Annotated in this window: 16 protein-coding genes and 4 pseudogenes; 8 read left to right on the top strand and 12 right to left on the bottom strand. The window is 70.2% G+C overall.

The window, feature by feature from the left end:
* The first annotated feature begins 147 nt into the window (after window positions 1–147).
* The 3 genes from OG622_RS11715 to OG622_RS11705 all read left to right on the top strand — a co-directional run bounded on the left by OG622_RS11715 (window position 148) and on the right by OG622_RS11705 (window position 1,519).
* Window positions 148–540 carry a VOC family protein gene (locus tag OG622_RS11715; RefSeq protein ID WP_371575518.1) on the top strand — a complete coding sequence of 131 codons (393 nt, stop codon included), beginning with the start codon at window positions 148–150 and terminating at the stop codon, window positions 538–540.
* Between the two features lie 86 nt (window positions 541–626).
* Entirely contained in the window at window positions 627–1,019 is a 393-nt protein-coding gene (locus OG622_RS11710) for a nuclear transport factor 2 family protein (RefSeq protein WP_371575516.1), read from the top strand.
* Between the two features lie 74 nt (window positions 1,020–1,093).
* Entirely contained in the window at window positions 1,094–1,519 is a 426-nt protein-coding gene (locus OG622_RS11705) for a PPOX class F420-dependent oxidoreductase (RefSeq protein WP_371575513.1), read from the top strand.
* A gap of 85 nt (window positions 1,520–1,604) precedes the next feature.
* On the opposite strand, the gene OG622_RS11700 is transcribed toward OG622_RS11705, so the two are convergent.
* The 3 genes and pseudogenes from OG622_RS11700 to OG622_RS11690 form a co-directional block, all read right to left on the bottom strand.
* On the bottom strand, window positions 1,605–2,120 hold the full coding sequence (locus OG622_RS11700) for a MarR family winged helix-turn-helix transcriptional regulator (RefSeq protein ID WP_371575512.1): 516 nt from the start codon (window positions 2,118–2,120) through the stop codon (window positions 1,605–1,607).
* A gap of 126 nt (window positions 2,121–2,246) precedes the next feature.
* A pseudogene (locus OG622_RS11695) lies at window positions 2,247–2,435 on the bottom strand (DNA polymerase III); the annotation flags it as partial.
* Window positions 2,436–2,600: 165 nt separating this feature from the next.
* Window positions 2,601–3,134 carry a GNAT family N-acetyltransferase gene (locus tag OG622_RS11690; RefSeq protein ID WP_371575511.1) on the bottom strand — a complete coding sequence of 178 codons (534 nt, stop codon included), beginning with the start codon at window positions 3,132–3,134 and terminating at the stop codon, window positions 2,601–2,603.
* 726 nt (window positions 3,135–3,860) lie between these two features.
* Between OG622_RS11690 and OG622_RS11685 the strand changes: the two genes are divergently transcribed.
* Entirely contained in the window at window positions 3,861–5,111 is a 1,251-nt protein-coding gene (locus OG622_RS11685) for an MFS transporter (protein WP_371575509.1), read from the top strand.
* 191 nt (window positions 5,112–5,302) lie between these two features.
* On the opposite strand, the gene OG622_RS11680 is transcribed toward OG622_RS11685, so the two are convergent.
* The gene (locus OG622_RS11680) at window positions 5,303–6,184 is read right to left on the bottom strand and encodes a helix-turn-helix domain-containing protein (RefSeq protein WP_371575507.1); all 882 of its coding nucleotides are present in this window, start codon (window positions 6,182–6,184) and stop codon (window positions 5,303–5,305) included.
* Window positions 6,185–6,353: 169 nt separating this feature from the next.
* Between OG622_RS11680 and OG622_RS11675 the strand changes: the two genes are divergently transcribed.
* From OG622_RS11675 to OG622_RS11660, 4 genes and pseudogenes are all read left to right on the top strand, one after another.
* Window positions 6,354–7,370 carry a zinc-dependent alcohol dehydrogenase family protein gene (locus OG622_RS11675; RefSeq protein WP_371575505.1) on the top strand — a complete coding sequence of 339 codons (1,017 nt, stop codon included), beginning with the start codon at window positions 6,354–6,356 and terminating at the stop codon, window positions 7,368–7,370.
* 74 nt (window positions 7,371–7,444) lie between these two features.
* Window positions 7,445–7,955 (top strand): annotated as a pseudogene (locus OG622_RS11670) (dehydrogenase); the annotation flags it as partial.
* Between the two features lie 186 nt (window positions 7,956–8,141).
* A complete protein-coding gene (locus OG622_RS11665) occupies window positions 8,142–8,489 on the top strand; it encodes a cyclophilin-like fold protein (RefSeq protein WP_371584071.1) in 348 nt (115 codons plus the stop codon).
* A gap of 190 nt (window positions 8,490–8,679) precedes the next feature.
* Window positions 8,680–9,861 carry an MFS transporter gene (locus OG622_RS11660; protein WP_371575503.1) on the top strand — a complete coding sequence of 394 codons (1,182 nt, stop codon included), beginning with the start codon at window positions 8,680–8,682 and terminating at the stop codon, window positions 9,859–9,861.
* An 82-nt stretch (window positions 9,862–9,943) separates the two neighbouring features.
* Here OG622_RS11660 and OG622_RS11655 read toward each other — a convergent pair whose 3' ends face one another.
* The 8 genes and pseudogenes from OG622_RS11655 to OG622_RS11620 all read right to left on the bottom strand — a co-directional run bounded on the left by OG622_RS11655 (window position 9,944) and on the right by OG622_RS11620 (window position 19,005).
* Window positions 9,944–10,642 carry a hypothetical protein gene (locus OG622_RS11655; protein ID WP_371575502.1) on the bottom strand — a complete coding sequence of 233 codons (699 nt, stop codon included), beginning with the start codon at window positions 10,640–10,642 and terminating at the stop codon, window positions 9,944–9,946.
* A gap of 37 nt (window positions 10,643–10,679) precedes the next feature.
* Window positions 10,680–10,823, bottom strand: a pseudogene (locus OG622_RS11650) (GTP 3',8-cyclase MoaA); the annotation flags it as partial.
* 178 nt (window positions 10,824–11,001) lie between these two features.
* Entirely contained in the window at window positions 11,002–12,147 is a 1,146-nt protein-coding gene (locus tag OG622_RS11645) for an XdhC family protein (protein ID WP_371575500.1), read from the bottom strand.
* 178 nt (window positions 12,148–12,325) lie between these two features.
* Complete coding sequence (locus tag OG622_RS11640) at window positions 12,326–14,521, bottom strand: xanthine dehydrogenase family protein molybdopterin-binding subunit (RefSeq protein ID WP_371575498.1); 2,196 nt, start codon at window positions 14,519–14,521, stop codon at window positions 12,326–12,328.
* A complete protein-coding gene (locus OG622_RS11635) occupies window positions 14,518–15,498 on the bottom strand; it encodes a xanthine dehydrogenase family protein subunit M (RefSeq protein WP_371575496.1) in 981 nt (326 codons plus the stop codon). The genes OG622_RS11640 and OG622_RS11635 overlap by 4 nt, the downstream gene beginning before the upstream one ends.
* A 13-nt stretch (window positions 15,499–15,511) precedes the next feature.
* Window positions 15,512–16,162, bottom strand: coding sequence for a (2Fe-2S)-binding protein (locus tag OG622_RS11630; protein WP_371575494.1), 651 nt, complete (start codon window positions 16,160–16,162; stop codon window positions 15,512–15,514).
* A gap of 443 nt (window positions 16,163–16,605) precedes the next feature.
* Window positions 16,606–16,779 (bottom strand): annotated as a pseudogene (locus tag OG622_RS11625) (transcriptional regulator); the annotation flags it as partial.
* 102 nt (window positions 16,780–16,881) lie between these two features.
* The gene (locus tag OG622_RS11620) at window positions 16,882–19,005 is read right to left on the bottom strand and encodes a zinc ribbon domain-containing protein (RefSeq protein ID WP_371575492.1); all 2,124 of its coding nucleotides are present in this window, start codon (window positions 19,003–19,005) and stop codon (window positions 16,882–16,884) included.
* Window positions 19,006–19,271 lie beyond the last annotated feature (266 nt).

Raw genomic sequence — 19,271 nt, 5'->3', positions numbered from 1 at the left:
CATCACAGGGAACAATAATCTCAGGAAGTTGATTCCATGGAATCTAAATGGTTTGCTGGGCGGGCGGCTGATCCGGGGCCTCGGTTGCCTGCTCCAGCGGGCAGGCCCTGTGAGCCATTCCAGTGAGGCCGTAAAGGAGTGAGTGCCATGACCGTTCCCGCCTTCAACTCGGTCGCCTGGTTCGAGTTCGGCACCGACCAGCCGGAGAAGGTCAAGGAGTTCTACGGAGAGCTCTTCGACTGGAACTACGTCCTCAACACCAGCACCCCGGGCGTCACCTATCACTCGGTGATGCCGCCCGGTGCCCAGCAGCCGGGGGGCGGCGTGTGGGAGTCGGAGGGCAAGTTCCCCAACTACGCGATCTTCTACGTCCTCGTCCAGGACGTCGCCGCGACAGTCGAGCGCGCCGGCGAACTGGGCGCCGAAGTGCTCATGGAGCCGGTCTCCGACTCTGCGGGCTTCAGCTTCGCCCGGCTGCAGGACACGGCCGGCAACCACTTCGGCGTCTTCTCCGCACCCGCCTCCGCACCCGCCTCCTGACAGGCCGCGCAGGCTGCCGCACGGCACCGTCGGGCCGCCAGACATAGCCACCCACCCCCGCCCAACAACCCCAAGGAGCACACGACATGACCAGCGCGAACATCGACATCGCCCGCACCTACTTCCAGGCCGTCCAGACCGGAGACATGGCTGCTCTCGGCGGACTCCTCGACGCCGGCATCGTCTGGCACCAGCCCGGCGCCAACCGGTTCTCCGGCGAGCACAAGGGCCAGGGCGCCGTCTTCCAGATGCTCGGCAGCATGATGGAGGCCAGCCAGGGCACCTTCGCCATCGACAAGATCCACACCCTCATGGGCAACGGCGACCTGGTCGCCGCCACCATCCACTTCACCGGCCGCCACGGCGACGCGTCGATGAGCATGGACGGCGTCGACGTCCTGCGCATCGAGAACGGCAAGATCGTCGAGATGTGGCTCTTCTCCGCCGACCCGGCCGCCGAAGACGCCTTCTGGGGCTAGAACCCGTGGTGCCCGGAGCCGACTCGGCCTCGGGCACCCACAAGCCGATCCGTACGCACACGAAAGGCACCCGCATGCGGAAGATGACCGAGCAGCAGTGGCGGGCGTTCGTCACGTACGGCACCCGCACCGGCAAGCTGTCCACCGTCCGCGCCGACGGCAGCCCCCACGTCACACCGGTCTGGTTCCTCCTCGACGGCGACGACATCGTGCTCACCACCGAGAAGAACGGGGTCAAGGGCCGCAACCTCGCCCGTGACGGACGGTTCGCCCTCTGCGTCGACGAGGACCGGCCCCCGTACGCGTTCGTCCTCCTCCAGGGCCGCGCGACGATCTCCGAGGACCCGGAGGACATGGCACGCTGGGGCGGCCTCCTCGGCGCCCGATACATGGGCGACGACCGCACGGAGGAGTACGCCGCACGCAACGGCGGCCCCGGCAACCTCCTCGTCCGGGGCCGCATCGACAAGGTCATCGCCTTCGACGGCATCGCCGACTGAATCGTGGGCCGACGGGCCCGGGCCGGGAGTGGTGTTCGTCCGGCCCCGGCCCGTCAGCCCACGGGCACTGCGGAGCCGTCGCCGCTCACGATGCCGGTCGGCCGGACTGCTTCGGCGCCCGCACGGCCGGCACCGGCGACTTCCCAGCGCCCCTCCGCTCCGCGTTCAGGGCGCGTCCGGCTGCCCGCAGCGTGCTGAGGACCGCGGTCACCTCGCGTACGGAGTGCTCGGGAATCACCGACCCGATCCGCAGTTCCAGCTCTTCCTCGAAGACCTTCAGTGCCCCGTCCACCAGCTTCCGCCCCTCGGACGTCAGCTCGACGATCGAGGAACGGCGGTCGTTCGGATTGGCCCGCCGCTCGCACAGTCCCGCCGCCTCCAAGCGGTCGACCACCTTGCTCGTGCCGCCCACCGTGATCGAGAACGCCTCCGCGATGTCCTGGATCCGCCGCCCGGGCCGCCGCAGCAGCAGGTGCAGTACCTCGAACGAGGTCAGCGCCAGGTCGTACTCGGCCCGTAGTCGCCCCTCGATGCCGTCCCACAACTCGATCTCCAGCGAGACCAGTTCCCGGTACAGCAGCTTCAGGTCGGCGTCAGCCATCACTCATCTTCCGAAGAATCATCTTCCATGGACAGTTAATTGTAGGCTACCGCCATTCCGGTCGTGCGGACTGAGTTACCACCCGTACGGCCCGACCTGGTTGCGGAGTTCACTGCCGACGAGCCTCCAGTCGGCGCTGTGCACAGGAAGGCCAAGGGCGGCGATGCGACTCATGCGCCGGTCTGCTTCACCACCGGGAAGCGCGACGACGTCGGACACACTGGCCGACAGGTTGACGGCTGCGGAAGCGCCGAGAGCCACGGCCTGACCACGTGCTTCCGCGGCTGCCTCGTGAGGGCCGCCCAGGACCAAGACCCACCATGATCTGGCTGACCTCGTTCGCGGCTACGGAGTTGACGTCGCCGAATGACCGACGGGCCCGGTGAGGGAGGGGCCGGCCCTCAAGGTTCCGGGCCCCGGTGCGCTTCGCCGCATCCCGGATCGGGGAACCTGCACGCCGCTGACCGGGCTTCCGCAGGATCAGCCCGGTGCCTGGAACACCACGATGTCGGTCTCGGAGCCGGGAAGAGGGTCGGGCTCCTGCCAGCCGAGGTGGCGGTAGAACGCGAGGGTGTCGAGTGCCTCGCTCCAGGTCAGCAGCCACGCCCGGCCGTGGGGAGCGGTGGTGGTGATGGCGGACAGCAGGAGTCGCGCCAGACCTGTGCCCCGGGCCCGCGAACGGACACCCAACTCGTCGATTTCGAAGCTGCCGACCAGAAACTCCTCCACCCAGTCCGCGCCGAGTCGACGTATCACCTTTCCGTAGGCCCGATCGGTGCGGAACGGGGCTTGGGTGAGCCAGCCAGTGGCGAAACCGTCCACCTCGCCGTCAGCAGATACAGCGAGAACTGCCCGGAATCCCGAGCGGCGGGCATCTGTCTCCAAGCGTTCCCGGAACGCCGAGCGTGTCGCATCGGGATCCCGCTGATGCCAGGGTGGGGCCGTGAAGATCTCGACGTACGCGTCGGTGAGCTCGTCGGCCACGGTGAGGATGTCCGAGTCGAAGTACCGCATGGAGGTCAACCTGTCTGTCGATGCCACTGTTCGTGCCGGGCAGAGTATGCCGAGCGACGAATGTGGAGCTGACGCCGTATCACTGTGCCTGGACAGCCTGACGATCGTCATGATCGGCTGGAGGGCGAATTGACACGTCACACGGTCCAGGAATGGCGCCCCAGCACTGGCATGGTTGCGAGGTCTCCGCGCCGAGCGGGCCTGCTTCCCGGGAACAGGAGCGTGAGCGGTCTCGAAGACGGGGGACTGACCGGTTCGGGGTTGGTCGGGCAGGTACGTCGGCTGCTCGTCTCGTACACGGGTGACAACGGTGCTTCCCCTGGGTCGCTCGTGCTGAAGACTCCGCTTCCGCGGGTGGCCGAGGGAGAGGCCTTCGCGGCGGTGGAACAGAGGTTCTACGAACTCGGCCTCGCGGGAGCGGCTGCGGTGCCGTGGGTGCTGCACTGCGGGCGACGCCGGTTCAGTGCTCATGGAGGATCTTGGCAGGGAGGGATTCGTACGGCAGTCGGACGGCTGCACGAGGGACGAGGCCGTGCGGGCTGCTCAGGAGATTGCCAAGCTCCATGGGTACTTCCGGGGCCGAGCGCTTGATCGGAATGCCAGTTTTCCATATTCGGCAAGGGAGAAATTCCTCCCCCTCACAGAACGGATGTCCGGTGCGAGGCTGTGCGGCGTCCGCGCTGCTCGCGGATCATCGCAATCCGCTCTGGAAGAGAACTCCGCCACATGCCACCCTTGCTCCGCGACCGCTCCAGCAAGCTTCCTTCGGTCGTCCTGGTACTGGCCGCCGGGACCTTTCTGATGGGCACCACCGAATTCGTCATCGCGGGCCTGCTGCCCGAGATCGGCGACGATCTGGGTGTCAGCGTGTCCCACGCGGGCCTGCTGATCACGGCGTTCGCGGCGGGCATGATCGTCGGGGCGCCGGTGATGGCGATCGCGACGCTGCGCCTGCCGCGGCGGTCCACACTGATCCTCGCGCTCGTCGTCTTCGCCCTCGGCCATGTGGTCGCCGCGCTCAGCTCGTCCTTCACCGTTGTGCTCGCGGCCCGCGTGGTGACCGCACTGGCCACAGGTGCCTTCTGGTGCGTCGGGGCGGTCGTTGCGACGACCGCGGCGGGACCAGCGGCGACCTCACGGGCCCTGGGCCTGCTGCTGGGGGGAATGAACCTCGCCAATGTCGCCGGCGTACCGCTGGGCTCGTGGCTGGGCCAGGTGTCGGACTGGCGAGGGCCGTTCTGGGTGCTGGCCGCTCTGTCGGCCGGTGCCGCGGTGGTCATCGGCCGTTTCATCCCTGACGAGGAGCGGTGCGAGAGGCGCTCCGTGCGGGCGGAGCTGACCGTGCTGCGCCAGGGCCGGGTCTGGCTGGTGCTGAGCGCCACGGCCCTGCTTCTGGGAGGCGTCCTGGCGACCTACACCTACATCTCGCCCCTGCTCACCGAGCGCGCCGGGATTCCTGCATGGGCGGTGCCCCTGGTCCTGACCGGTTACGGCCTGGGTGCCCTGCTGGGCACCACGGTCGGCGGACGCCTGGGTGACCGTCGACCGCTCGCCACGCTCATCACGGCCGCCGCCGCCAGCACGGTGGTCCTGTTCTTGCTGGTGTTTCTGTCCACGAGCCCGGTGGCGACCGTGGTGCTTGTGACGGTCATGGGGGTGACCGGTTTTGCCGCGGCCCCGGTGCTCGGCGCGCTGATCATGCGCTTCGCCGGTTCCGCGCCCACGCTGGCCTCCGCGCTGGGCAGTTCGGCGTCCAACGTGGGTATCGCCATCGGCTCCGCAGTGGCGGGTATCGCCCTGGCGTCGTCACTTCGGCAGGCAGGGCCACCGCTGGTCGGCGCGGTCGCTGCCGCACTCACCCTCGTACCGTTGACGGCCCTCGGGCTGATGCGCGCCACCTGTTCCGGCGTACCACTGCCCGGGCCGGGAAGTCCCGCAGATCAGTCCGTAGAGGCCGGCCATCAGGACAGTGTCTGAAGACCTCGCAGAGGAGCTCTTGATGCGGCGCTCGCCGATCGGCCTTGATCTCGATGCGCGCACCCGAGGAAACGGGAATGTCCATCGCCGTGGAGCTCATCGCCCACACCGACCAGATCGCGGGTCTGCCGCTGTGACAGGCCCCAGTCACGATCCACCGGCCGCTCCTGCCACGCGGCGGCCCGTAGCGGTCAGCCGAGGGGCGAGGAGGCCGGCAGATCCTGGTCGGCGGCCCAGGAGGCCAGTATGCGGAGCCGTTCGTGGGTGGGGGAGCCGGGGGCGGCGGTCCAGACGGTGAGGTGCTGGTCGGGGTCGGTGTTGGCGGTGAGGGTGTCCCAGTCGAGGACGAGTTCGCCGACGGCGGGGTGGTTGAGGGTTTTCGTGCCCACGGTGCGGGCGGCGACGTGGTGATCGCCCCACCAGCGGGCGAACTGCTGGTCACGCATGGAGAGTTCACCGACCAGCTCGATCAGGCGAGGGTCCTCGGGATACTTCGCGGCCTCCATCCGCAGTTGGGCCACGGAGATGTGTGCCGAGGTCTCCCAGTCGGCGTACAGGGTGCGCATGGCGGGATCGGTGAAGATGATCCGCGGGTAGTTGCGGTGCTTCTCCGGGATGCGGGAGAAGTCGGTGACCAGGGCGGCGGCCAGCGCGTTCCAGGCCAGGATGTCCCCGCGCCGGCCCTGCACGACGGCGGGAGTGGCGGTGAGGTCGTCCAGGACCCGCTGCAGCTGCGGCTGGACCTTCTGCCGACCACGTCGCCGGGCGCGCGTGCTGGTCCTGCCCGCGAGCTGGAAGAGGTAGCCGCGCTCGTCGTCGTCCAAATGGAGCACGCGGGCGAGGACGTCCAACACGGGTGCCGATGCCTGCATGCGGCCCTGTTCGAGGCGGGTGTAGTAGTCGGTGCTGATGCTGGCGAGCTGGGCGACCTCCTCGCGGCGAAGTCCCTCCACCCGGCGGGCCCTGTCGGTCTCGGGGAGACCGACCGTTCGCGGGCTCAGCTCGGAGCGGCGCTTCTTGAGGAATTCTCCCAGCTCATTGAGGGGGACGTTGGCGGTCATGCTGCCCAGCATGACACCGATCCCACCCGTCGAAGGGGGGAGAAAACACTCCCAGGATGTTCCCTTCCCAGGATGAATTTCTCCGCTTTTCCCGCCTGCCCTCAAGTGTGAGGCTCGACCGTGAGCAGCCGTTCCTGACTCCGGCTGCGCACATCGACACTCGCACCGAAGGAAATGCCCCATGCACGGAGCAGTCATCCACGCCCCCGGCGACGTGCGCTTCGAAGACCTCGACGACCCGAAGATCATCCAGCCGACCGACGCGATCATCCGTACGGTCGCCACCTGCGTGTGCGGCTCGGACCTGTGGCCCTACCGCGGCGCGGAACCCATCGGCGACCCGCACCCGATGGGGCACGAGTACGTCGGCATCGTCGAGGAGGTCGGCAGCGAGGTCGCCGACGTCAGACCGGGCCAGTTCGTGGTCGGCTCCTTCGCCACGTCGGACAACACCTGCGTGAACTGCCTGAACGGCTGGCAGTCCTCCTGTCTGCACCGCGAGTTCATGAGCACCTGTCAGGCCGACTACGTGCGCATCCCCAACGCGCACGGCACCCTCGTCGCCACCGACGAGCACCCGGACGGTGCGTTCGTGCCGGGCCTGCTCGCCGTCTCCGACGTGATGGGCACCGGCTGGTACGCCGCTCTCGCCGCCGAGGTGAAGCCCGGCTCCACCGCCGTCGTCGTCGGCGACGGAGCGGTCGGTCTGTGCGGTGTGATCGCCGCGAAGGAACTCGGCGCCGAGCGGATCATCGCCATGAGCCGCCATGAGACCCGGCAGAAGCTCGCCCTGGGGTTCGGCGCCACCGACATCGTCAGCGAACGCGGCGACGAAGGCATCGCCCGCGTCAAGGACCTCACCGGCGGCCTCGGCGCCGACTCCGTGCTGGAGTGCGTCGGCACCTCCGAGGCGATGCGGCAGGCTCTGAGTTCCGCCCGGCCCGGCGGCAACGTCGGTTTCGTCGGTGTCCCGCACGACGTGGCCATCGACGGCCAGGAGCTGTTCTTCTCCCACGTCGGCCTGCGCGGCGGTCCGGCACCCGTCCGCCGCTTCCTGCCCGACCTGATCGACCGCGTCCTGTCCGGCCGGATCAACCCGGGCAAGGTCTTCGACCTCACCCTGCCCCTGGAACAGGTCGCCGAAGGCTACAAGGCGATGGACGAGCGCCGCGCCATCAAGGCCCTCCTCAAGCCCTGACCACAGACGCGTCCACACCCGGGACCACAGACGCGTCCACACCCGGGGCCGCACGCAGGCGGGGGCCCGGACCGGTGCCCGCCGCTCGCACAAGGACTGACCATGACGACCTTCTCCCCGTCGCCCGCAACGCGGAGAAGCTGGACGGTCTGACGGCCGACCCAGCCCGTGACAACGTCCAGGCCCGCGGCTTCACCGCCGACGTCCTCGACACCACCGCCGACGTCCTCGACGCCCCGCTCGCTTTCTCCGTCAAGGGCCCCGTCACCTGCGTGAACGCCGTCCTGCCCGGCATGCGTGCCCTCGGCCGCGGCACCGCACCGTGCTGTTCGTCAACGGCTCCAGCGCCGTACGACCCAACCCGAAGGTGGCCGACACCTCGATCGCGTTCGCCGCCGAGAGCGCCTACGCCCGCATGCTCCACGACACCCCGCGCCCGAGAACATCCACGCCGCGCAACTGATCACCCCCGGAGCCATCCGCCCTGACGCCGAACACAGCGGCCCCGACGCCCTGGCTCAGCGCCTGTACGACATCCACACCAAGCGCGACGGCTTCCGCCACCACGCCGACCCCCTGCCCGACCAGCCACTGGACGACCTCGTGAACCCGGCACCCCTCCGCACTCTCGCCCACGTGATCCCGGCCGCCGCTCTGCTGCTGGCCGTGACCGCCTGCACCAACGATTCCCCGTCCTCCCCCTCCGAGCCCGCGTTGCCACAGGTTTCGACGGCCCCGGCCGCCACCGCACAGTCCGGCAGGACCACCGCCATGAACATCCGGCTCATCCTCAACGGCCACCACATCGCCGCCACCCTGAACGACAGCGCCACCGCCCGGGACTTCGCCGCCCAGCTCCCTATCACCCTGCCCCTGCGCGACTTCCACCAGGCCGAGAAGATCGCCGACCTGCCCCGAAGCCTGTCCACCTCCGGCGCCCCGGAAGGCGCCGACCCCAAGCTCGGCGACCTGGCGTACTACGCGCCCTGGGGCCAGCTCGCCACCTACTACCGCGACGCCCCCTACGCGGCCGGGCTGGTCCCCCTCGGGCGCATGGCCGACGGCGGCACCGAGCAACTCGCCACCGCCGACGAGATCACCATCGAAGCCGCGCCCTGACCCACCCCACCGCCCGCCCCGCACGGAGACCCCGCCCACGCGGTCCGCTGACCGCCGCGACAGCTTCAGCGGCCCCCTGATCCGCCGACCTCCACGCAAGGAGAGACCACGCGTATGCCTTCCGCATCCGGGACCACCCCCCGGCAAGCTGCCCTTCGTCGTCCGGGTGCTCGCCGCAGGCACGTTCCTGATGGGAACCACCGAGTTCGTCGTCGCCGGCCTGCTGCCGGAACTGGCCGGCGACCTCGGAGTCGGCGTCTCCCACGCCGGCCTGCTGATCACCGCCTTCGCCGTCGGCATGATCGTCGGTGCGCCGACCATGGCGATGGCGACCCTGCGCCTTCCCCAGCGCCAGACGCTGATCCTGGCCCTGTCCGTGTTCTGCCTCGGACATCTGGTCGCCGCCCTCAGCGCCTCCTTCACGATTGTCCTCGCCGCCCGGGTCATCGCGGCCCTGGCCACCGGAGCGTTCTGGTCCGTCGGCTTCGTCGTCGCCACCACAGCCGCAGGACCGCACCATGCCACCCGCGCCACGGGTGCCATGATCGGCGGTTTGACCCTGGCCAACGTCGTCGGTGTGCCGATCGGTTCCTTCGCCGCCCAGTTCACCGGCTGGCGCGGCCCCTTCTGGGCCCTGGCCGTCCTCTCCGCCCTGGCCGCCGTGTTCATCGGCCGCTTCATCCCGGCCCAGGAGCAGCGCGTCGAGGTGTCCATCCGGGCCGAGGTCCGGGCGCTGCGACAGGGGCGCCTGTGGCTGGCGCTCGGCGCCGCGATGCTGATCATGGGCGGTGTGCTGGCGACGTACACCTATGTCACGCCGCTGCTGACCGACCGCGCAGGCGTCCCCGCGGGCGCCGTGCCGCTCGTCCTGATCGCCTTCGGCGTCGGTGCCCTCGGTGGCACCGTTGTTGGAGGCCGTCTGGGTGACCGACGTCCTACGGTCACCACCATCACGGCCGCCGCGGCCACCGCTCTGGTCCTGCTCCTGATGATTCCGCTGTCCACCAAGCCGGTGACGGCCACCCTCCTCGTCTTCCTCATGGGCCTGACCGGCTTCACGGTCAACCCGGTCGTCACCGCCCTCGCCATGCGCTTCGCGGGTGACGCCCCCACCCTCACCTCAGCGTTGACCACCTCCGCCTTCAACGTCGGCGTCGCCGCCGGATCGGCGATCGCCGGTACGGCCCTGGACTCCTCCCTCGGCCTGACCGGCCCGCCCCTGGTCGGCACCGTCATCGCGGCCCTGACGCTGCTGCCCCTGATCGCCCTCGCTGTCCACGGCTCTTCCGGCCACGGCCGGACCGTGGCCCGGAGCAGTGCTCCCACGCACGCGCGGCACGACGAACCCGAGCAGGTGCCGTCGCAGCACTGACGCAGGCCCGGATCCGCGTAGTGCCGATACGGACCCGACGCCCGGTGGTCGCGGTGGGCCGCCGGGTGTTTGGGGCTGTCGGTCAGGCGGCGCTCTCTCTCGGATCGAGGGTGATGGTGATGGTGCAGCCGAGCTGGTTGAGCTGGTTGATGGCCCGGCGGGCGGCGCGTTCGGTGTCGCGTTGGGTGAAGTGGGTGCCGCCGAGGTCCTGGTAGGCGATGTGGCCGGTGGGTATGTGCCAGATCGCGGTGATGATGGAGTGCTCGACGGCGACCAGGGCTGTGAGCGGGCCACGGCGGGCGGTCAGACGCTTGTAACGGGCCTGCGGATAGGTGTCCTTGGTTTCTTGCCATGCCGAACGCCGCGAGGCCGAGGGCGCCTTGAGGTGGGGATTGCCGGGCCGGACCTTGGTGTTCTGTGCGTGGTCGGCGGACATCTTGCCGTCCATCGCGACTGCCCGGCGGATCGCGCTCCGGTCCGGTGGTTCGGGAAGTGGTGGGGCGCGCCGGCCGAGGTAGCGGTCCGATGGCCGGCCCAACCCGCCTTCCTGGGGCCTGGACCGGCGACCAGGCTGCCGGTCGCGGGGTGCGGCACGGGTATCCGATCCGGTCAGCGGATCCGGAGCGAAGCCCAGGACTCGCAGGGCCCGTCCCGGTGCGTCGGTGATCCATTCCCCGATCGCCGTCAGTGTTCCGGCACCGGTCAGGACGCCGGTGGCGACCGCGCTCAGCAGGGCGTCGAACGGGTAGATCCGCCCCTTGCGGCTGCGGGGATCCGGCACTTGGTGCAATTGCGAGGAAGCACCCTGGCCGCCGATGGCCGCCGATGGCCGACATCGGCCTGTCCGGCTGTACGAATGACGGGTCGTCCAGCCCTGCTCCCGCCTTCTTGCCTCACATCGCCAGGCGCCGGATACGGGCTGTCTCCTCGTCGGGGGCGCCGGTGCGGAGCAGTAGGCGCAGCGCAGGTTGCGGCGGTCGGTCAGCGAGACCATCAGGTCGGTGGCCACTCGGCCACAGGTGCCGATGAGCACGTGGACCCCCGCGTCTCCAGATGGTGGTTTGTGAATCCTGTGGCGGCGTCGGCAGCTCCAGCCGGCGGTTGCCGGGCCTTTCACGGCACCCGGCGGCCGGCCGAGGCTCAGTGAACGGCCCCCAGAACGAACTCCCTTTCCCGGTGAATCGGGCCGGACAGGTCGGACAGGGGCAGGCCACTTGCGCCGTTGCTGGAGGCGATGATCTCCGCGGCGATGGAGACCGCCGTCTCCTCGGGCGTACGGGCGCCGAGGTCGAGGCCGATCGGGGAGCGCAGCCGGGCCAACTGCTCCGCGGTCACGCCCGCCTCCCTCAGGAGGCACAGGCGTTCGTCATGGGTGCGTCGGGAGCCCATCGCGCCGATGTATGCGACCGGTAGGTCGAGTGCGAACTGCAGCAGAGGGATGTCGAATCTGGCGTCGTGGGTGAGGACGCAGACGGCGGTACGGGCGTCCACGGTCGTGTGTTCCAGGTAGCGGTGGGGCCAGTCGACCACCACCTCGTCGGCGTGCGGGAAACGAGCGGGTGTGGCGAAGACGGGGCGGGCGTCGCAGACGGTCACCCGGTAGCCGAGGAAGCGGCCGGCCTCGCTGAGGGCGGTGGCGAAGTCGACCGCGCCGAAGATCAGCATCCGGGGCCGGGACGCGTGGACGTGGACCAGCACGGAGAGCCGTTCCGGGCAGGTGCCGGCATTCCCGCCGACCTCCGACCTGGTCGTGCGTCCGGCCCGCAGCAGCGCCCACGCCTGTGCGCCGACCTCCCGTCGCATCGCTCCGGTCAGCGTGCCGGTCAGCGTGCCGGGATGGATGCCTCCCGCCGCGTCGACGTACAGCATTCCGCCCCTCAGCTCCTCCGGACCGTCGACGACCTGGGCCACAGCGGCGGGCCGGCCCTCCGCGATGTCGGTGAGGGCGGCGGTGAGATGCGGTTGTGCCGTGGGGTCGATGCGCTGGACGAGGACGTCGAGTTCGCCGCCGCAGGTGAGGCCCACGGCGAAGGCGTCGTCGTCGGAGTACCCGAACCAGGCGCGCTGCGGGGCGCCCCGGTCGCCGAGTACCTGCCTGCACAGCTCGTAGACCGCTCCCTCGACACAGCCGCCGGAGACGCTGCCGACCGCGTTGCCGTCCTCGTCCACCGCGACCGACGTACCGACCGGCAAAGGCGCGCTGCCCCGGACGTCGACGATGGTGGCCAGGGCGAAGGGGCGGGCTGCGCGGCACCAGCGGTGCAGTGCGTCCGAGATGTTCAGCATGAACGGGTCCTTCGTGCAAAGGGTGTGGGAGCGGGCCGCCGCCGCGTCGCCGGAGAGCGGCGCTCTGCGCGGCGGCGGCCCTGGAGGTTCCGGCAGCGGAAACGGGGGATGACCTGCTGCCGGACACCTCGGTGGGCGCTCCGGCCGGTGAGCCGCCGGCCGACCGGAGCGCGGGTCGTCAGAGCAACGCCTCTGCCGTGATGGGGATTTCGCGGACGCGGCGGCCGGTGGCGTTGAAGACCGCGTTGCCGATGGCGGGCGCCACGCCGACGATCACGAGTTCGGCGAGGCCCTTCACACCGAGGGGGTCGGCGTCGTAGTCCTCCCCGTCGAGGTAGATCGCCCGGAGATCGGGGACGTCGGCGTTGACCGGGACCAGGTAGTCGGCGAGGTTGGCGTTGACGATCCGGCCGTCGCGGTGGTCGGTGGCAGTGTGCTCCAGCAGGGCCGCGCCGATGCCGCCCACCATGCCGCCGAGGGCCTGGCTGTCCGCCAGCTTGGGGCTGATGATGCGGCCCGCGTCGTACACGGCGAGCATCCGCCGCACCCGCACCAGGCCCAGCGTCGAATCCACCGCAACCTCGGCGAACACAGCGCTGTAGGCGCTGATGGAGCGCCTCTCCCCCTGCGGCGGGGAGAAAGACGTGCTTGCTTCGAGGCGGTCGCGGTTGTTGCGGGTCAGCAGCCGCTGGTACGTCTCACCGCGTGCCGGATTGCCCTGCACATGCAGTCGGGCGCCCCGGACCACAACCTCGTCGGCCGGCACCCCGTACAGTGGCGATTCCTCATCCTCGACAGCCAGTCGGATCGCCTGCCGACGCAGCTGGTTGCAGACATCGAGGGTGGCGGAGCCGACGCTGGCCATGGTCATCGAGCCGCCGTGCGGCGGAGTCTGCGGATACAGGGAGTCGCCGAGCCGGTAGGTGACCGCGCGCACGGCGAGCCCCAGCGCGTCGGCGGCGACCTGGGTCTGGGCGGTGTAGGTTCCCGGGCCCATGTCGCTGGTGGCGGACTCGACCACCGCCGTGCCGTCGGCGTTCAGGCGGGCCCGGGACTGGGCCGGGGCAACCGCGGTGTGGTAGACACCCGCGGCCATGCCCATGCCGATCAGCCAGTCGCCATCACGCCTTGAGCGTGGCTTCTGGTTGCGCCGCTGCCAGCCGAACTCGCGGGCACCGACCGTGTAGCACTCGAGCAGCCGGCGCGTGGAGAACGGCGTGTTGTTCGACGGATCCTGGGCCGGCTCGTTGCGCCGGCGCAGTTCGATCGGATCCATGCCGAGCTCATGGGCGAGTTCGTCCATGGCCGACTCCACGGCGTAGACCCCCGTGGCAGCACCGGGACCACGCATCCAGATCGGGCTGTTCACATCCAGCGGCACCGTCCGATACGCCTGGCGGACGCCGGGCGTGCTGTAGAGCATCTGGCCGGGCGACATGACTGCCTCGGTGAACGTCTCGTACGACGAGGTCTCCGCCTCGATGCGGTGGTCCGCGGCGACCAGGCGGCCGTTCCGGTCGCCGCCGAGGCTCAGCCGGTAGTCGTAGGAGGGCCGGAAGCCGGTGCCGAAGTACATCTGCCTGCGGGTCAGAACCAGCTTGACCGGACGGGCGGTCTCCCGGGCGGCCAGCGCGGCGACCACGGTGTGCGGCCAGCAGCGCAGCCCGCTGCCGAATGCGCCCCCGACGAAGGGGTTGATGACGCGCACGGAGTCCAGCGGCACATCGAACACCGTGGAGAGCTCCGTCTGAGTGCCGCCCGCCACCCACTGGCTCTTGTCCCACACGGTGAGCCGGTTGCCGTCCCAGCGGGCGATGGTGGCGTGCGGCTCCATCGGGTTGTGATGATTGCGCGCCAGCTGGTACGTCAGGTCCAGCCGTACGGCCGCGTCCCGCAGCCCGGCTTCCACGTCGCCGCGCGCGTAGTTGTCCGGTGGGCCCGGCTCGGCCTCGTGCAGGTCGGTCGAGGGGTCTTCGGCGTCGTACTCGACCTTGACCAGGCTCGCGCCGTGCTGCGCGGCCTCCAGGGTGGTGGCCACCACGACGGCGACCGGCTGGCCGTGGAAGAGCACCCGGTCGTCCTGGAACACACGCAACTTGCGGCCGGGCAGATTGTTCGACCCCGGATTGTCGCGGTACGGCAGCGTCGGCGCGTTGCGGTGATGGATCACCCGCAGCACCTCCGGGTGGGCGAGCGCGGCATCCGCGTCGACGCCCGTGACACGGCCGCGACCGATGCTCGCGTCCACGATGACGGCGTGCACCACTCCGTCGACCTCGTGCTCGGCGGCGTACGTCGCCTGGCCGGTGACTTTCAGCCGGCCGTCCACCCTCGACAGTGGCGCGCCCACGGCTGCCTGCGGCTGGGGGCTCACTTCGTACCTCCTACGATGCGCAGCTGGCGCTCGACGGTCCGCCTCAGCAGCGCGACCTTGAAGCGGTTGTGCGTGAGCGGGCGTGCCCCTTCCGCCGCCTTCTCCGCGGCTGCCGTCCACAGTGCGTCCGAGGGGCGTCGGCCGATGAGGGCCCGCTCGACCTCGGGCAGCTTCCACGGCACGGTCCCCACACCACCGGCGGCGACCTTCGCCTCCCGTATCACGCCGCCGCGCATGTGCAGCGCGACAGCGGCCGAGGTCAGGGCGAACTCGTAGGACTGCCGGTCGCGCACCTTCAGATAGCCGGACTTCAGCGGTTGTGGAAGGGCGGGGATCTCCACCGACGTGATCAACTCGCCCTTCCGGAGGGCCTGTTCACGATCGGGAGTACGACCGGGCCGCAGCAGGAAGTCGGCGAAAGGTACACCGCGCTTCCCATCCGGGCCCAGCAGACGCACGGTCGCCTCCAGCGCGGCGAACGCCACGGCGACGTCGGACGGATGGGTGGCCACGCAGGCGTCGGAGGTGCCGAGGATCGCGTGCGTACGGTTGACGCCCTCCCGCGCGGCACAACCCGAGCCCGGCTGACGCTTGTTGCAGTCGGCGGTCACGTCACGGAAATAGGTGCAGCGGGTGCGTTGCATGATGTTGCCGCCGATGGTGGCCATGTTGCGGAGCTGGGCCGAAGCGCTCAGCTCCAGGGCCTGCGAGACGACGGGATAAAGGGTGCGCACCTTGGGATGGGCGGCGGCCTCGGACATGGTCACCAGCGCACCGATCCGCAGGCCCCCGCGCTCGGTGACGGTGATCTCGTCCAGCGGCAGAGCGGAGATGTCGACCAGGGTGTCGGGACGCTCGACGGTCTCGCGCATCAGGTCGACGAGTGTGGTGCCACCGGCGATGTAACGCCCGCCTGCGCGAGCGGCGTTGAGAGCTTGCCGGGTGTCGGAGACGCGGGTGTAGGAGAAGGGATGCATGGTGGGCTGCTCCTTACTTCCGGGCGGCGGTCTGCTCGACCGCGCGCACGATCTTGACGTAGCAGCCGCAGCGGCAGATGTTGCCGCTCATCCACTCCCGGATCTCCTCCGGCGAACCGGTGTGGCCCTCCTGGATGCAGCCGACACCGGAGAGGATCTGGCCCGGGGTGCAGTAGCCGCACTGGAAGGCGTCCTCGTCGATGAACGCCTGCTGCAGCGGGTGCAGTTTGTCGCCCTTGGCCAGGCCCTCGATGGTCGTGACCTCGGCGCCCTCCAGCCGGACGGCGAGTGTCAGGCAGGAGTTGACCCGATGGCCGCTGACGAGCACGGTGCACGCACCGCAGGCACCCGCGTTACAGCCCTTCTTGGAGCCGGTGAGGTCGAAGTGCTCGCGCAGCAGGTCCAGCAGCGAGGTGCGGTTGTCGACCGTCACGGTCCGGCGGGTGCCGTTGACCGTCAGAGAGACACGGCTGGACGGCGACGCGTCAGCGGCGCTCGCCTCCTCCGGCCCGGCGAGGAGGGATCCTCCGATCGCGCCGCCGGCAACGACGGCGCCGCCGACCGCGGTACTGGTGGCGATGAAGGCGCGCCGAGTGGGCGTCGAGGGGGACTCTCCGGATCCGGTGGGGGGTGGAACAGCAGATTCAGGGAGGTCAATAGACATTTGTATGCCTTCGCATCACGGACGGACCGGCCATACGGAGCGGCACGACAGGAGATGAGATCGTCGTCGCCGCATACCTGGCGACCGCACGTCTTGCTGCGGCCGTCGATGCGGGAAGTTTTGCATCACGAGTAACGGCTGTGACTGGGAGAGTTTTGTCCCCCCTTGGTTTTCCTGACCGCGAATACGGGCCATAGGAGAAAACTCTTCATCTCCGAGTAGGACTTGCATCGGATTTCCTTGAGGGCGTGTCCGGTCGCCTCCCGCGGCTTTCACCGCGCGCGCGGCGGGGTTGACACCCCGCACCGACCGCGGGGCGGGTCGCACCCGGGCACGGCGGGACAAGGGCCGCGGTCGGCGCGGTCCCAGTCGTCAGCCGTGTTGCACCAGCGGCGACCGCCCAAGCCCGTGGGCGCGCCCGACCTCAGCCGTCTCTGACGGCGTCAGGTGAGCGGCCGGGACGCTGGCAGGTTCTGGTCGGTGGCCCAGGAGGCGAGGATGCTCAGCCGCTCGTGGGTGGGGGAGCCGGGCTCGGCGGTCCACACGGTCAGATGCTGGTCGGGATCGGTGTTGGCGGTGAGGGTGTCCCAGTCCAGGACGAGTTCCCCGACGGCCGGATCACCCGATACCCCTGGGTGTCCTCACCCTACGAACGGGAGGACCAGCCCGGTCCAGAAGGTAGAGCAGCGTCTCTGGAACTCTGTGTGTGCCTGTGGGTTTCAGGCTTTTCGGGCGCGGTGTGGCCGTCTGTCGCCGGGGTGGGGTCCGAACCTCGGGGTGAGGGTGTGGACTTCGGTGGCGTTCAGGTGGTGGAAGCCGGTCCGCTCGGCGGCATGGGTACGCCGCCGACAGGTTCCGCGGGAGAGCCGCTCCCGCCCTGCCGGAGGAGGCTCCGGGTGGGGTGGGGCGGGTACTCCATGACCTGACTCCGGCCCGGGAAGTGCGGCTGGTGTCTGTGTGTCATGCCCCGCCGGACGCTGGACCACCCCGGTGGGGGTGGTGGCGGGAACCGTACGCACTTCGGGCATACGGCGGGAAGTCTTCACCGCCACAGACGCGGCCAAGGCCGGGGCTGTGACGGGTTGTCCGGCGGCGCGTGGGGCGCGCCGCCGGTGGGGGCCGATCGGTCTGCTGGGGGTGGGGCGGCTCTTGCCGGGGGTGGTCTTCGGCCCGCGCGGCCGGGGTGGGGCCGTATGTGCCTGGCGGGCGCGGCGCAGGCGGCGGGTGGTCTTCTTCGGTCGGCGTACCGGGCGGACGGTGCCTTCCACGGTGGTGCGGATGGTGCGGGTGCCGGTGGCGCGCTCGGTGACGGTGTGGGACTGGGCGAGCAGGCCGCGTGCGACGATCCGCCGGGCTGCGGCATGGTCACGGTCCATGGACAGCCCACAGCGGGCGCAGTGGGCCCAGCTCCGGCCCCGCTCCTCGAGCCGGTCGGGGGCGGGGTGGTGGCCGAGTGGGTGCAGGCATCCGGGGCATTGGGCGGAGGTGCCGCGGGCCGGGACGGTGACCACCGCGATCCCCGCCTTGGTGGCCAGGTGCCGGATCGCGTCGGCGACGGTGCCGCGGACCTGCCCGGACAACCGGGCGTTACCGCGCCTGCGCCCGCGGGCTTCCAGGGTAGTGAGGTCTTCCAGGTAGATGACGGTGGCGCCGAGTGCGGTGCTCTGGTCGATGGCCCAGCGGGCCGCCGACCAGGCCAGTGCCTGGTTGAGGTGCCGGATCCGCGCGCACACCCGCTGATGCTCCACCTGAAGCACGGCCGCCCGGTCCAGGAGTTCGGCCCGGGCCAGGTGCGGGGAACCGTATCCGTCGGCGAGGTGCTGGTAGTGGTCGCGTTTGGCGGCGAGGTGTTCGCGGTGGCCGCGCAGCCGGTGCAGTTTCGCACTGACCGCGGTGGCGTCGAAGATCAGGGGGCGGCCGTAGGTGACCACCCGCGCCGTCTCGCCCTGGCCGGACAGGCGGCCCACCGTGCCGGTGAGCAGGGTGTTGACGCCCCAGTCGAACCCCACCGCCACCCGGTGCCCGGAAGCTGAGGCAGTGGGGGCGGGGCGAGAATGGGGAAGGTCCACCGCGATCCGCCCACCACGCGTGGGGCGCAGGGGCGGGGTGTGCAGCACCGCATCAGGTGGCACGGTGCCCGGCAGCCGGATGTCGATCACATGCCAGGCCCAGTCCCGCCCCGAGGCCGGTGCCGCGCACAGCGGGAGTTTCACCCGCAGCCGGGCCGTGACCTCGTCCACCCGGACCAAGGTGACCTGCTGACGGTCCATCGCCGCCAGCACCACCAGCCCCGCCACCTCGGGCGGGTCCTCCAGCTCACACAACCCCACCGGAAGCCGCCCGTGCTCGCGCACATAGCCGCTCACCTGCCGGGTACGGTTACGGATCTCGGCGTTGCCGGCACCTGCGGGCAGCGCGGCCCGCAGCGCCGTCCACTCCGCCGCGGTGCGCCGGCGCGGATCGGCGGGCCAGGCGGCCAGGATCGCCGCGATCAGGGTGCGCCGGTGCAGGGCCAGCCGCAGCATGCGGGCCGCGTACTCCTCCGCCGCCCGCCGCACCCGGTCCGACACATACACGCCTCCAGCCGCCGCGGCGCTCTGCGCCCAGCCCAGACGCCGCAGCGCCATCCACCCCTTGGACGGCAACCGCTCGCCCTGCCCGTCGACCCCGGCGGCCAGCACATCCAGACAGTCCACGTCCCACCGGGCAGCCACCAGCTGCCGGGTGAGATCCCCGCACAGCCCGGTCAGGAACGACACCCGCTGATGCAGCAGACGTGCCCCGACCTGCTCATCACTGCCCTCGACCATGCCACGGAAGGCGGTACATGGAGCTGTCGCCATCAACCGGCCCACACCCACCACCCCCTCCCACACGGCTCCGCACCGGGCACACCCCGTATCCGATCGACCTAACGACCGACCATCACACAAAGACACGCACCCCTGTGCCACCACCCGATTCACACAGGAAACCGCAACAAAACCACCAACAGTCGAAGACCCTGACCCACGCCAACCCGACCGCCGACCCCGAACGATGAGGGGCGGCGGCCGGTGGCCCATCGGGGCAGACGCCGTCTCGGACTCGCGTGGGGCGGCGCCCGCTC

This window comes from Streptomyces sp. NBC_01314, from assembly GCF_041435215.1.
In the GTDB taxonomy this organism is placed as follows: Bacteria; Actinomycetota; Actinomycetes; order Streptomycetales; family Streptomycetaceae; genus Streptomyces.
This window is presented reverse-complemented; position numbering and strand designations above follow the sequence as displayed.